This is a genomic window from Shewanella sp. 4t3-1-2LB, from assembly GCF_017368415.1.
Lineage (GTDB): Bacteria > Pseudomonadota > Gammaproteobacteria > Enterobacterales > Shewanellaceae > Shewanella > Shewanella fodinae.
This window is the reverse complement of record NZ_JAFNJD010000016.1, coordinates 1-12,814: the sequence shown is the minus strand read 5'-3', so window position 1 is coordinate 12,814 and position 12,814 is coordinate 1. Positions and strand designations below refer to the sequence as shown.

13 protein-coding genes and 1 pseudogene are annotated in these 12,814 nt (G+C 46.7%); 11 read left to right on the top strand and 3 right to left on the bottom strand.

Annotated features, from left to right (window positions below):
- Window positions 1–237: 237 nt before the first annotated feature.
- From petA to J3L11_RS07790, 6 genes are all read left to right on the top strand, one after another.
- Window positions 238–828 (top strand): ubiquinol-cytochrome c reductase iron-sulfur subunit, encoded by a 591-nt coding sequence (gene petA / locus J3L11_RS07815; protein ID WP_189617979.1) that lies wholly within the window; start codon window positions 238–240, stop codon window positions 826–828.
- Window positions 825–2,042 carry a cytochrome bc complex cytochrome b subunit gene (locus J3L11_RS07810; RefSeq protein ID WP_189618042.1) on the top strand — a complete coding sequence of 406 codons (1,218 nt, stop codon included), beginning with the start codon at window positions 825–827 and terminating at the stop codon, window positions 2,040–2,042. The genes petA and J3L11_RS07810 overlap by 4 nt, the downstream gene beginning before the upstream one ends.
- A complete protein-coding gene (locus J3L11_RS07805; RefSeq protein WP_207570658.1) occupies window positions 2,039–2,764 on the top strand; it encodes a cytochrome c1 in 726 nt (241 codons plus the stop codon). Before J3L11_RS07810 ends, J3L11_RS07805 begins: the two co-directional genes overlap by 4 nt.
- Window positions 2,765–2,859: 95 nt before the next feature.
- Window positions 2,860–3,489 (top strand): stringent starvation protein SspA, encoded by a 630-nt coding sequence (gene sspA / locus J3L11_RS07800; protein ID WP_133037944.1) that lies wholly within the window; start codon window positions 2,860–2,862, stop codon window positions 3,487–3,489.
- On the top strand, window positions 3,489–3,944 hold the full coding sequence (locus J3L11_RS07795) for a ClpXP protease specificity-enhancing factor (RefSeq protein WP_207570657.1): 456 nt from the start codon (window positions 3,489–3,491) through the stop codon (window positions 3,942–3,944). The genes sspA and J3L11_RS07795 overlap by 1 nt, the downstream gene beginning before the upstream one ends.
- Window positions 3,945–4,113: 169 nt before the next feature.
- Window positions 4,114–4,413 carry a DUF134 domain-containing protein gene (locus J3L11_RS07790; RefSeq protein ID WP_133037942.1) on the top strand — a complete coding sequence of 100 codons (300 nt, stop codon included), beginning with the start codon at window positions 4,114–4,116 and terminating at the stop codon, window positions 4,411–4,413.
- Window positions 4,414–4,475: 62 nt separating this feature from the next.
- Here the strand turns inward: J3L11_RS07790 and J3L11_RS07785 are convergent, their stop codons facing one another.
- Both J3L11_RS07785 and J3L11_RS19320 read right to left on the bottom strand, forming a co-directional pair.
- The gene (locus J3L11_RS07785) at window positions 4,476–5,420 is read right to left on the bottom strand and encodes a kelch repeat-containing protein (protein WP_207570656.1); all 945 of its coding nucleotides are present in this window, start codon (window positions 5,418–5,420) and stop codon (window positions 4,476–4,478) included.
- 312 nt (window positions 5,421–5,732) lie between these two features.
- A pseudogene (locus tag J3L11_RS19320) lies at window positions 5,733–6,082 on the bottom strand (DDE-type integrase/transposase/recombinase); the annotation flags it as partial.
- Window positions 6,083–6,476: 394 nt separating this feature from the next.
- Between J3L11_RS19320 and J3L11_RS07780 the strand changes: the two are divergent.
- The 5 genes from J3L11_RS07780 (at window position 6,477) to J3L11_RS07760 (ending at window position 12,210) form a co-directional block, all read left to right on the top strand.
- Entirely contained in the window at window positions 6,477–7,625 is a 1,149-nt protein-coding gene (locus J3L11_RS07780) for a PepSY-associated TM helix domain-containing protein (RefSeq protein ID WP_207570655.1), read from the top strand.
- On the top strand, window positions 7,625–8,095 hold the full coding sequence (locus tag J3L11_RS07775) for a hypothetical protein (protein WP_133037939.1): 471 nt from the start codon (window positions 7,625–7,627) through the stop codon (window positions 8,093–8,095). Before J3L11_RS07780 ends, J3L11_RS07775 begins: the two co-directional genes overlap by 1 nt.
- A gap of 128 nt (window positions 8,096–8,223) precedes the next feature.
- Entirely contained in the window at window positions 8,224–10,476 is a 2,253-nt protein-coding gene (locus J3L11_RS07770) for a TonB-dependent receptor (RefSeq protein WP_242695143.1), read from the top strand.
- An 844-nt stretch (window positions 10,477–11,320) separates the two neighbouring features.
- The gene (locus J3L11_RS07765) at window positions 11,321–11,845 is read left to right on the top strand and encodes a hypothetical protein (RefSeq protein WP_133037938.1); all 525 of its coding nucleotides are present in this window, start codon (window positions 11,321–11,323) and stop codon (window positions 11,843–11,845) included.
- 224 nt (window positions 11,846–12,069) lie between these two features.
- On the top strand, window positions 12,070–12,210 hold the full coding sequence (locus tag J3L11_RS07760; RefSeq protein WP_207570654.1) for a hypothetical protein: 141 nt from the start codon (window positions 12,070–12,072) through the stop codon (window positions 12,208–12,210).
- 89 nt (window positions 12,211–12,299) lie between these two features.
- On the opposite strand, the gene J3L11_RS07755 is transcribed toward J3L11_RS07760, so the two are convergent.
- A partial coding sequence (locus tag J3L11_RS07755) for an integrase core domain-containing protein (protein WP_207570653.1) occupies window positions 12,300–12,814 on the bottom strand: 515 nt, incomplete at its 5' end.

The window sequence follows — 12,814 nt, the reverse complement described above, 5'->3', positions numbered from 1 at the left end:
GTTGAATGAAGCCCGGTAAGTACCGGGCTTCTTATTTATCACTTAGCCAATAACCGAGACCTTCAGTACCACCTCAACTGCGGCGGGGCAGCAATGGTTCGTTACCTTTTGTGTAATTATCATGATTTGCATCTGATTTTTTTTTATAATGCGCCGCAGGTCATCTGTCTGTATGGTAGTCGGGCATTAACAGCTTAAGAAAAATAACTGAATGCCAAGAAGTTTTGGAGATAATGGATGAGTGATGCAGCAACTGATAACGGTCGACGCCGCTTTTTGGCGATTACAACAGCGGCCGTTGGTGGTGCAGGGGTAGCAGCGGCATCGATTCCGTTTATCAAGTCATGGAACCCAACCTTGCGGGTGAAGGCGGCAGGATTGCCGGTTGAGGTCAATATCAGCAAGCTGGAGCCAGGGCAGATGATCCGTGTCGAATGGCGGGGCAAGCCCATTTGGGTGGTGCGCCGCACACAGGAGATGCTGCAAGACTTGGGGCTTCACAATGACAAACTGCGCGATCCACTGTCACTTGAGCCTCAACAACCGGCTTATGCCACCAATACGACTCGTTCGATAAAGCCAGACGTTTTTATTGCGGTTGGTATCTGTACTCATCTGGGCTGCTCTCCTGTTTATCAGCGTGATGGTTTTTCAGGGCAAATGGAAGGCATTGCCGCGGGATTTCTTTGTCCCTGCCATGGGTCAGGATTTGATATGGCGGGAAGGGTATTTCAAGGGCAACCGGCGCCACTTAACCTGGTGATACCGCCACATCGTTATCTGGACGATGAACGGGTAATCATCGGCGTGGATGAGGAAATTGGCTGATGAGTAGATTGTTACAGTGGCTCGATGAACGCTTACCGGTAACTGCTACCTATAAACGGCATGTGGGTCAGTATCCCGCACCTAAAAATTTTAATTTCTGGTACCTTTTCGGGGCATTATCGCTGTTGGTGCTGGTGAATCAGTTGCTCACTGGGATCTGGTTGACCATGAGCTATGTTCCCACCGTAGAAGGCGCATTTGCTTCCATTGAATACATTATGCGAGATGTGCAATATGGCTGGTTGCTGCGCTATATGCACTCTACCGGTGCGTCGGCGTTTTTTTTCGTTATTTATCTGCACATGTTCCGTAGCTTACTCTATGGCTCTTACCAGAAACCACGCGAATTGTTGTGGGTCTTTGGTATGGTGATCTTTCTGGTGTTGATGACAGAAGCTTTTATGGGCTATCTGTTGCCGTGGGGTCAGATGTCATACTGGGGGGCGCAGGTCATCATTTCATTGTTTGGTGCCATTCCGGTTATTGGTGATGATTTGGCGCTGTGGGTAAGAGGGGATTATGTGGTTTCCGGCGCCACCCTCAATCGTTTTTTTGCGTTACATGCCATTGCCTTGCCATTGATCTTGGTCGTGCTGGTATTTTTACATCTTATTGCGCTTCATGAAGTTGGTTCGAATAATCCCGACGGTATAGAGATTAAAAAGTATAAGGATGAAGATGGTTGGCCATTGGATGGTATTCCGTTTCATCCCTATTACACCGTTAAGGATTTAGTGGGAATTGCCGGTTTTCTGTTAGTGTTCTGCTATCTGATTTTTTTCATGCCGCAAGGCGGGGGCTTGTTGCTAGAAGGCGCTAATTTTGAAGCTGCCGACCCGCTAAAAACGCCGGATCATATTACGCCCGTGTGGTATTTCACCCCGTTTTACGCCATGTTACGGGCGATTCCTGATAAATTAGGGGGCATGGTGGTGATGGCGATGGCGGTGGGTATGTTGTTTGTCGTTCCTTGGCTGGATCGTTGTAAGGTTAAATCCGTACGTTATCGCAGTTGGTGGCACAAACTTAATCTCTTGCAGTTTGCCTGTTGTTTTATTGCATTAGGGGTAATAGGTTTGATGCAGGAGACTATGCTGCTCAAGGTGATCGCTCGTATTTTAACTCTAGGTTATTTTGGCTTTTTTGTGGCGCTGTGGTTTTACAGTAAACGTGAACCCACCAAACCTGTGCCAGAGAGGGTGACTTTCAGATGAGGCGATTGCTGACCTTATTACTCCTGTTGCCGGGATTGGCGCTGGCGGCAGATGGTATTCCGCCGTTACCGACAGATCTTGGCAATGCCGATCTGCCAGCAATGCAGCGCGGTTTCACTGCCTTTCAGCACTATTGTGCCGGTTGTCATAGCACTCATTACCAACGTTATAATCAGGTTGCGACTGATTTACAGTTGTCTGAAGCTCAACTGCAGTCGTCCATCATGACTGATGCTAAACCCTTTGAGCTGATGGAAAATGCCATGTCTAAGAAAGAGGCCGTGCGTTGGTTTGGTATGGCACCGCCGGATCTTACCCTAGTCGCTAGGGTGCGCGGGGAAGCTTGGTTGTACCGTTTTTTACACGGTTTTTATCATGATCCGAAACGGCCATTTGGGGTGAATAATTTGCAGTACCCCTATGTTGCTATGCCACATGTGTTGCAGGATTTGCAGGGGCTTGCTGAACCTATTTATAAGACAGAAACAGTTGATGGTCGCAGCCGACAGAAAGTTGTGGGGGTAGGCACCGCTCAGGGCGGACAACTTTCCGCCGAGGCGTACGATCGCTTAGTGCGAGATCTTGTCAGTTATCTTGCCTACACCGCGGAGCCTATGAAGCAACAAAGACAACATATTGGCTTGTGGGTGATGGCTTTCTTGTTGTTATTTCTGTTTCTCGCATGGATGCTCAAGAAAGAGTATTGGAAAGATGTACACTAACTGCGGTTACAAGGTAGAATATACCATCCGCATAATGTAAACGGGGGGCTTAGCCCCTCGTTTACATTTGTTTTTTTCGATTCTGGAGGGTATCAATGGCTGTCGCTGCCAATAAACGCTCTATCATGACCCTGTTCTCCGGGGCTGACGATCTCTATAGCCATCAGGTACGTATTGTGCTAGCTGAAAAAGGGGTGACAGTGGATGTTTTGCAGGTTGACCCTAATGATCTGCCGGAAGATCTATTGGAACTCAATCCCTACAATTCAGTGCCAACCCTAGTTGACCGGGAACTGGTGTTATATGAAAGCCGTATCATTATGGAATATCTGGATGAACGTTTTCCACATCCGCCGTTAATGCCCGTATATCCGGTCTCCCGCGGACAGACTCGTCTGATGATGCATCGTATCGAGCGAGATTGGTATAGCTTGGTTGATCGCATTCGCAAAAGTGATCGTGCTGACGACGCCCGTAGGGAACTGTTGGACAGCATCCTTTCTATCGCGCCTGTGTTTGCCGAAATGCCCTTCTTTATGAGTGAAGAATTCGGCTTGGCCGATTGCTACCTTGGCCCATTATTATGGCGTTTGCCTGCATTGGGGATTGAACTGGAAGGCAAATCAGCCAAGGATATCAAGGCTTATATGACTCGCGTTTTCGAACGGGATTCGTTTAAAGCGTCGCTGACTGAAGCTGAGCGCGAAATGCGCATGGGCCTGTAATGAAAGGTTTAACCCCTAGTCGCCCGTACTTGTTACGGGCGTATTATGAATGGTTGATGGATAATCATCTGACTCCCCATGTTGTCGTGGATGTCAATGTACAGGGTACGCAGGTGCCATTGCAGTACGTTAAAGATGGACAGATTGTACTGAATATCGCAGCTTCTGCGGTTGGTGGTCTACAGATGGGGAATGACAGTGTCGAGTTTCACGCTCGATTTGGTGGCGTTCCACAACAGGTGGTACTGCCAATGGCATCAATTGTCGCTATTTATGCTCGAGAAAATGGTGCTGGCACTGTGTTTGACATGGAAGATGCCTATCTGCTGGAAGAGGGTGAAGAGTCTTTTCTCAATGTTGTTGAGGACTCAAAGCCTGAAGCAGATGAAAAGGCTGATGTCTCGGCGACACCTGATAAGGCGAAGCGTCGCGCCCATCTCACTCTGGTTAAATAAGCTATTCATGAGTCGCAAAAACCAGTCTTTTATGACTGGTTTTTTATTGAAATGGCCTCTGTAGGTGACAACATCAGTCGATACAGGTCATAGTAACGGCAGATAATGCTTTACTCACGTTGCTGAATGCTTACTCTATTAAAATAACCTTAATTTTTCAGGAGCAGCTATGGGGCGTCCGAAAATTCCACGCAGGATCTGTGGTAGACCGGCAGACGCATGTTTTAAACCCAACGGCATTCCGATGACGGAATTGCCTCGGGTCTATTTGGCCGCTGACGAATTCGAGGCATTGCGATTGGTGGATTTTCAGGGAATGCAGCAACAGCAAGCCGCGCAAGAGATGGGTGTTTCGCGTCAAACACTGGCGAATCTAGTTAAATCTGCACGTTATAAAATGACAGACTGCCTAATACACGGTAAAGCATTGATGATGACAGCTGATAATCAGGAACAATTGCAGCAGTAATTAGGTAATGCGAAAGGGCGCAGAATGTCCGCCCTTTCTGTCACGCGAATGTGTGGAAGGTTTTATTTAGTGTTAAAAATGGCTTCCGGTAGCACTTGAATATCATTCATATAATCTTTGCCAGAAATAGTCCCACCCACTATCACTATATTACCATCGACAGTTGCAATTCCTTGGTGACGCGAGGGACGAAATGGAATGTTATCCAGTTGCTGCCATTGCTGGTTGTTAAAGTCATACGCCATGACCAGATCTAGCTTCCGATAATCACCAAAGGTTAACAGCTTATCTTCTACCACTACGGCTGATTCCGCACTGATACTAAAGGGCAAACTTTTTAGCTTCTGCCAAGTATTCTTTTTTGGATCATAACGCGCAAATAGTGGTAAGGAGTGAACAAAGTTATAACCACCGACAATATAGATTTGTCCCTGATAAACGACAGCTTTAGTTTCGGCGGCTTGGGGCATATCTGCACCGGTAGACCAGGTTTGTGTCTTTAAATCGAGAATATCGACCTTAGCACTCGGGGCAATGCGAAACAGGGGTTTTTCAACGACTGTAGAGCCACCAATGACAAAAATTTTGTTATCCACCAATACTGCGCTAGCGGCGCGTCTGGGATGAGGTAACGATCTACTGTACAGTATTTCATTCGTCTGGGGATCGAACACTTCTACCGTGGGATTAGCCACGTGCCCTTGCAGACGATAGCGGGTTGTACCTCCGAGCACATAAATAAGACCATTACCGTCACTGACTGCTGCGGCATAGGCGCGGGGCATCAACTTGGTGGACAGGGTTGTTACTGTCTGTTTTTGGAGATCAATTTTTTCGATAGTGCCTTGTGGACCGTGTAGGTTTTGTCCACCAATAACATATAGCTGATTGTCTAGCACAGCTGCAGCTGGCGCAATTCGCGCTTGCCGTAAATCCAAAGAGCTGGTGGATACTGTGCTGCATGCTGTGAGTGTTAGCAGGCTTAAAGCGATGCTTAGTATTTTCATAGTGATATTCCGTTATCAATTAAGCAAAATAGCCCATAGGTAGCTAGGTTACCAAGGGGTGTTTTGTTACATGAACTATACGAGTTAGTCTGTTAGGTCTTTCAAAAACGCACTTGATAACCTGAGGTACAGTTAAATAAATCGCTATCCTTCAATTGATTCCTGTTTATTGTCCCGATAAACCTATTGTACGTGTAGATAACACCTGATTAAACTTTTAAAGTTGAAAAAGTGTTGATGGTAAAATTTATCTATCAATGAGTTGTTTGCATGAATAGCCACCATTATCCTCGTCGCTCTTAATTACCCAGACTGGCTCAGTAAATACTCGTTTTTGAGGATACCGTTAACCCACTCTGCAACGGCATTTTTAAGCAGTCATAACCATCAGTCATTGAACATCGGATACCGTATTGTCGATGCAGTTGCTGATATTCATTCGAACACTACTGCGAGCCCCTATCCGTGTGATGGATTAACGCTTCCGTTGTACGTCACTGCTTAACTACTTGTGTAAATGCCTGTTTTTACCGATGCTGTGCGCACATTATTTGTCCATAGAAGCCCACAATTCCGTATGAATAGGCATCCGTTATCAAACTCAGGTAACTTTCACGGCGTCACATTGATAAAGAGGTGATATCGGCCACCCATAACTGTTCTTGCTTGGTCGCTATATACTCTGATGGCTTGTTTGTCAGTGAGCTTGCCTTTTTCGACGGCCAATTTAACAGCGATAGAACAATCCCGTTGAGCTCATTTGGTGATTGATTTCATTACGCTCTCCAAAATCAGTTTGGAACGTGCCAACGCTATTTAGGACTGGTTATGGTAAAGAGAAAAGGCGCAGTGCTTGCCCTGTCTGTCAGTATCTCATTGACCCCTAAAGCCGCTAAGTTTTGTCTTATTTCCACTTATAAAGAGATGCATGCAGCACACTATCGGCAGTATCTGAGATATGTGCCAACAAAAAGGTATCATTGTGATTTGATATATTGATAATGATTATCAATAGCTATACCATTCGCAAATCTGATTTTGACAATGGATCATGGTATGTTCAGGGTTTCGAATAGGTTCTGGTTTTCTTTCCACGGCTGGTGTTCACTGCCCATTTGGGTCTTGTTCTGCTTTATCTGCCTGACAGGCACTATTGCCGTCATCAGCCATGAGCTCACTTGGTTGACCAACCCTCATGCTAGAGCTGTTAATCCCGACAATTTGCCCGCCAAAAGTCCGGCGGAACTCATTGCTATTGTTGAAAAGGCTCACCCGACGGCCGATATTGGGCAAGTCATGGTGATGGATCCTTATCTGGTCACTGCGGTGATATTTAGTGACCATGACCAACCAATGGCTATTGCTTATGTCAACCAATACAGTGGTCAGATCCAAGAGATCAATAGCGGTCTGACTTTTATCGGCTTTATGCGCATGCTGCACGGCTGGTTATTGTTTCCTTGGCAACATGGTTACAGCATTGGTTACTACCTCGTCAGTGCTATGAGTTTGGTCATGCTGGGCTCGCTCGTTAGCGGACTCATGATTTACAAGCAATTCTGGAAAGCTTTTTCTGCCCCTAAAATCCGTACCAAACAAGGTACCAAGACTTTGTTAGCGGATTTGCACAGATTGGTGGGCGTGTGGTCAATCTGGTTCATTCTGGTTATCAGTCTGACCGGATTTTGGTATTTAATCCAGGGAGTTATCTTTCATACAGGAACCGAAGTTGAGCCTCATGCCCCGGCAATTTCAGGGGAATTACTGCCGACCACTGAACCACGAGCATTTCCGGTATCGCTAGAGCAAGCTTTGCAGTTGGCTCAGCAACGCTATCCCAATTTCAGCCCCAGCTATATCGGGCTGCCAGAGCATAACCGTGATAGCTACCACTTGTATGGCAGTGGCGGCGAGATCTTCTTTGACCATTATTCTTATCAGGTTGCGGTTAATCCTTGGAAGGGCGAAATTATGCAAGCCACCTCGCCAAAGGACATGAATGGTATCCAAAGTATCATGCATATTGCGGATCCGCTGCATTACGGTACCTTTGGCGGACTCTGGACCAAGATAATCTGGTTTGTATTTGGCAGCTTGCTGACGGGCATGTCGATCACTGGCTTTATTATTTGGAGTCAGCGTCTGGTCAAGGCCAAAGCTGCTGTGCCACAACCTTCTTGGAAGAAAGTCGAGGAGCATTGCTGATGGCTAGACTTAACTCCAGCTTTTGGAATCGCAATAAATTTAAACTAAGCGGCCTGTTGTTATTGCTGCCAGTATATTTTCTTTACCGTTCGCTGCATCCCAGTTTCCCTGCTGCTATGGCTGAATTATTGTTAGGAGAGTTCAGCATTGTCCCAATGCCACTGGAAGATGGACCACCATATCAGCACGATGGCGAGTACATCAAAGATTTCATGGTGACCTTTAAGCAAGGCGATGTTACCCGAATTCGCCAGGCTTATATGAATATCGGCAAAACCGCCTTACCCCTATCGCAAATGGAACGTGGTGACTTAGGGATCCTTCATGGCTCCCGTTATGGACAGCATGTACATGCGCTCGCCGCCGCACGTTTCAGTGCCGGAGATCGTCTGTGGCTGACGCTGGAAACTTGGCAAGGAAACACATTGGTGACCTCCTGGCCGCTGCCAGCGGCGTGGCTGATGCGCTAGCTCCCTTATTTTTATCGGTTTTTGCGGCAATGGCGACGTCATTGCGCAGGACTCTTGTTGCCTACTAAATACTGAAACACGTATCCAACACATTGTTTTTAAAGATAGAGATCAATCTATGGGGAACTATGGGACATTTGTCTCGGACTAAAACCATGCTGTCACTTGCCGTATTAGGAACCTTAGTCACCAGCCAAACAGCTGTTGCCGATGAGGTCGGCAACATTGAGAAAATTACCGTAATGGGGGAGAAAACCCGCCGCTCTATTCAAGATACTGCGGCGAGCGTAGATGTGACTACTGCACTCAAACTGGAGCAGGAAAATATCCAATCGCTGTATGACATTCTTAATAAAACTCCCAATATTTCGCAGATGTACGGCAATCGTGGTTTTACCATTCGTGGTATTAGTAACGAATCGGGGGCTGATAATCCCCTCGCATCTATTTATGTGGATGGCGTGCCGTTGCCCAATCAGATCAGCGACACTGGCCCCAGTGATCTCTGGGATGTTGCGCAGGTTGAAGTGCTGCGGGGACCGCAATCTACCATCCAGGGGGAAAATGCGCTGGCTGGCGCTGTGGTAATTAAAACTGAAGATCCCACGATGGACTGGAGTGGCCGCGCGCGCGTGCAATGGTCTGATCCGGATGACAAGCGTATATCGGTTGCCGTTGCTGGGCCATTGATTGAAGATGAGCTAGCGTTTCGCTTCGCGGCAGATAAGCGTTTGTTTGCAGGGTTCACAGATAACATCACCCATGGTGGCAAAGAAGATGAACTCAATTCTTTGATGCTCAGAGGAAAACTATTGTGGACTCCAACCGCAATTGATGGTTTGAAAGTACTGCTCAGCTATACCCGGGACGACCGCGATGGTCCATACATGTACACCTACAATCGGCGCGATCTTGCTGGCAGAGTGAATACCTCTAATCGTGATAACCGTTCCGATGCTGTCACCGAGTTGGCGTCGTTAAATGTGGATTATCAGTTAAACAACCGCTGGCAGCTCTCGTCTGTTACGTCCTACAGTAAATCCGATGTGGATCGCATTTACGATGTCGACTTGCGCGCCGAGGACATCAACTATGGGAACCAAGACAGCCACTATAAAGTGTTCACTCAAGAACTGCGCGCCAACTACCAAGGAGAAGCGCTGAGTGGATTGGTCGGGCTCTATGCTGCCAAACATGATAACCATACCTTGCTCAGCAGCTTGAGCGACATCGATACCCCGGTGACAACTATTGCTACATTGCTGCAAGGATATGGTCTCGATAGCAGCTCGGCCACTTCAGTTGCCAACCTTTATGGTTCGGCACTGCCACAAATTCCGGTAGATTACCAATCGCTTAACGACAGCACATCAGAAAACCAGGCAGTGTTCGCCGATATGGAATATCGCTTGAGCAGTCGCTGGAGCCTGCAAGCAGGTTTCCGCTATGACCATCAGCAGTATCGGTTCAGTGCCAATACTGACTCCAGTTTTGCCGGAACGCTGCCAGAACCAGCGCTTTTTGGTGCCGAAGGCAGCCTCCTTTATCAACTGGCGGAGGGCATTAATAATGCCGTATTGGGATTAGTGGCACAGGCCAGCGGCAGTAGTCCCGAAACTGAGACAACCACCGATACCTTTCTGCCTAAGATTGGTGCCCGTTTTAACATCGATGACAACACGTCTATTACTGCCACATACCAGCGCGCTTACCGCTCGGGGGGCAGTAGCCTGAATATCGCCCGTAGTACGGTAGTGGCTTATGACCCGGAATATACCGACAACTATGAGCTGGCCTGGCGGCAATCCTTGCCCGCCATTGATGGGGTATTCAACGCCAACCTGTATTATGTAAATTGGACAGACAAACAGGTTACCGCCAATTTTGGTCTCAACAGTTATGACAACAATACGGTCAACGCCGGTAAAGCCCATTTGTACGGCGTAGAAACATCCTTCAAACAGCAATTGACGCAAGACATCGACTGGTATCTGTCATACAGCTATTCTCAAACCGAATTTGATGACTTTGATTCCATAGTGAATGGCACCACCACTAGCTATGCCGGTGAGGCGTTCAGTTATGCCCCAAATCACACTGCCGCCGCAGGGGTTAACATCTATGTTACTGACCATCTCAGCTGGAATCTGAATGCCAATTACCGTAGCAAGGTATATACGGATATGGGCATTGATCGTACCCGCGTGTCTTCACGAACCCTGTTTAATACGCGTATTGCCTATGATAAGGGCGACTGGAGTGCTTACCTGTTCGCCAACAATCTGTTCGATCAAAATTATGTGCAATATTTGCGGGACGATGTGGATATCATTTCCGGGGCGCCACGGGTGATTGGTATCGGGGCGGAACTGCGTTGGTAACAGATTAAAAAGTAGTATTTTCCATTGATGGAGCGTGAGGCGCAGCTCGCGTTCCTCTTTTCAAACAAGCCTGGGATCGGAGTTGAGCTATTCATCTCTTGCGTTGATGGTGGACGGTTTGATTATCAACAGTATAGGGCTCGCTGCGCTGCTTCCAATAAAAAGGGAAAAAGGTTAGGAGTAGCATGGTCGTTTCATCCTGCAATCACTCTATATTGAGTAACATATTAAGCATGACAAGCACTAATGCCTGAGGACCGGAGACTTATACCAAGTTCAACGCATTGGCCACCGCAGGCTTACGGCGAATTGGCATTGAATTAATGCCAGCAATAGCCACTTATGTGTTATGGTGTGCAGATGTGTCGGTAAAGACTCATAGCACTGCATAGGCGAAAGGGAGCCGTACCACGAGCGTTTACATCCCACTTTCATCATTCGCACAGATTGCAAACCTTAATAAATCTCACCGCATTTACAGAATAAGATCGTTACCCTCACAAGCTTGGAAGTTTGTGGGCCGAAAGACCAACATGTAAACACAGAGACTCCTTGTACGGCGTCAACAGAACTTGAAAGGCCGCACCGACGATATGGCCTTATTCACCAAAATGGTTGGTAGCCACGCGGTGAAAACCTGTCGCACAGTATACGAGTTTCATCATTAAGACGATCAACTTCCTCAGAACGTTGATTAAGCGGAAAACTTGATATTAATGAGGCCGCCTGTTCAAAAAGGCCCAATTCAGATAATAAGCGCACTACTTTTGCCACATCGTACTTGAACTTCTGCAATGATAATTTTTGCGGGAGCAAGCGCAAAAACACTTCATTGGAGAGGCATATGACGACTAAAAGACGCGAGGCGTTTGCAGCTAAAAAAGCAGATGCTGCCGCTATAAAGTTCTATTGCAGCCTGCCATGCAGTAGGTGTGGTACTCATTGGTGTTATATCAGTAATTTTAGCTGCTGTAACTGTAAGAAGGGCTATTCCGTTTATTATGCCAAGCGACTCTTGGAAGGTACAGAACCTTGCGGCACAGAAGTGCCCGGACGTTTGAGCCAATTACGAAAGCGGCTAGATAGCGCCTTCAAGCTTTTTACCACGACTGACCTTGGGCTATACAAATCGGCCAGTTTATCTCAAACAACCCCAAAAAGACTTAAAAAACATCTGTTAGAACAGGGGGTTGAACCCTACAAATGTACTCGAGAGGAACAGCCTGGGCGACAACGTCCCTATGGTTCTGGTTCTGCCTCTAATGCAACCAAAGCGGAATTTGTGGAGGCGAGAGTATCCATTAAAGCTTCCAGACTTTTGGACGAATGGTACAGAAGTACTCATGGAAAGCCGTTGAAAGTGGTTTAAACCCATTTCACTCTAAGTGATTGCTGTGATAAGGGAATTTTAACTTACGGTTTTTCTTGCGCGATATTTAAATCATATGTTCAGTTGTTGTTGGATACCAGTGTTTGGTTCTAAAAAATACAAAATGACATGCAAACATGCATAAACATGGTGCCGTTGGACGCAATAGCATTTAAAACGTTTTTTCCCTGCGATTGAGCACCAACGAACATAACGAGGAAATAATGATAGATTGGTTTAAGCTATTAAAAACAAATGATAATCCTCATGGCTTCGAATTGGTTGATTTGCTGCATCAACTAAAAGAGGAAGTGGAGATTGCAAGTAGTCATGAGTTACAGCAGGGCGGGATTAAGCTTTGTTAAATGTGTTAACCAAAGAAAAGCTCAGATCTAAAGTGTACTAGCTCAGACCTGATCTGACAGTTACCCATTTTTCTGGTGCCTCCGTCAGATTAGATTTGAGCTAAATTCTTTTCAGCCCAAATCGCTTTCCCATCAATGAGTGTCGCCATTGGTGTTCGGCCACAACACATTTTTCCCTGATGAGTCCGTTCATTGTTGTAATATGCCAGCCATTCGTCCAGATCTTTTTGTAGTTCCTCCATATTTCCGTAAAGCTTTTTACGAAACGTTACCTGATAAAACTCATTCAAAATCGTTTTATGGAAGCGTTCACAGATACCATTGGTTTGCGGATGACGCGCCCTGGTTTTGGTGTGTTCAATGTCATTAATCGCTAGGTAAAGCTGATAATCGTGCTGCTCTACTTTGCCACAGTATTCTGTGCCTCGGTCAGTCAAAATACGCAGCATGGGTAAGGTTTGAGCCTCAAAGAACGGCAGCACTCGGTCATTGAGCAAATCAGCCGAAGTGATAGGCGTTTTCGTCGTGTACAGCTTGGCAAATGCTACCTTGCTATAGGTATCAACAAAGGTTTGCTGATAGATGCGCCCCACACCTTTAAGGT

Bases quoted from the DNA above. Each gene is read 5' to 3' on its own strand.
- J3L11_RS07795 (WP_207570657.1), top strand. From the start codon at position 3,489: ATGAAAGGTTTAACCCCTAGTCGCCCGTACTTGTTACGGGCGTATTAT.
- sspA (WP_133037944.1), top strand. From the start codon at position 2,860: ATGGCTGTCGCTGCCAATAAACGCTCTATCATGACCCTGTTCTCCGGG.
- J3L11_RS07785 (WP_207570656.1), bottom strand. From the start codon at position 5,420: ATGAAAATACTAAGCATCGCTTTAAGCCTGCTAACACTCACAGCATGC.
- J3L11_RS07770 (WP_242695143.1), top strand. From the start codon at position 8,224: ATGGGACATTTGTCTCGGACTAAAACCATGCTGTCACTTGCCGTATTA.
- J3L11_RS07775 (WP_133037939.1), top strand. From the start codon at position 7,625: ATGGCTAGACTTAACTCCAGCTTTTGGAATCGCAATAAATTTAAACTA.
- J3L11_RS07790 (WP_133037942.1), top strand. From the start codon at position 4,114: ATGGGGCGTCCGAAAATTCCACGCAGGATCTGTGGTAGACCGGCAGAC.
- J3L11_RS07765 (WP_133037938.1), top strand. From the start codon at position 11,321: ATGACGACTAAAAGACGCGAGGCGTTTGCAGCTAAAAAAGCAGATGCT.
- petA (WP_189617979.1), top strand. From the start codon at position 238: ATGAGTGATGCAGCAACTGATAACGGTCGACGCCGCTTTTTGGCGATT.
- J3L11_RS07780 (WP_207570655.1), top strand. From the start codon at position 6,477: ATGTTCAGGGTTTCGAATAGGTTCTGGTTTTCTTTCCACGGCTGGTGT.
- J3L11_RS07760 (WP_207570654.1), top strand. From the start codon at position 12,070: ATGATAGATTGGTTTAAGCTATTAAAAACAAATGATAATCCTCATGGC.
- J3L11_RS07805 (WP_207570658.1), top strand. From the start codon at position 2,039: ATGAGGCGATTGCTGACCTTATTACTCCTGTTGCCGGGATTGGCGCTG.